The organism is Pelomicrobium sp. G1, from assembly GCF_051905455.1.
In the GTDB taxonomy this organism is placed as follows: domain Bacteria; phylum Pseudomonadota; class Gammaproteobacteria; order Burkholderiales; family UBA6910; genus Pelomicrobium.
In genome coordinates, this window is the sequence record NZ_JBQACR010000632.1 from 1 (window position 1) to 234 (window position 234).

Consider the following 234-nt stretch of genomic DNA (forward strand, 5'->3'; position numbering starts at 1 on the left):
TCTTCGTACCGGGACGCGGACATGCCTTAGCCCATCGCCAGGTCCTGGAGCTGGCATTCACCGCCCTGGTCGCAGATGGGGCAATCGATGGGGTGGTTGATGAGCAGGAACTCCATGACTCCCGCTTGGGCTTTGCGCGCCACGGTCGAACGGGTGTACACCTTCCTGCCGGAGGCGACAGGCGTGGCGCACGCGGGCAAAGGCTTGGGCGCCTTCTCCACCTCCACCAGGCAC

The 234-nt window shown here is 65.4% G+C and carries 1 pseudogene; it reads right to left on the minus strand.

What is annotated here, in order from left to right:
• Nucleotides 1-29: 29 nt before the first annotated feature.
• Nucleotides 30-234 (minus strand): annotated as a pseudogene (locus ACTFO6_RS19915) (hypothetical protein); the annotation flags it as partial.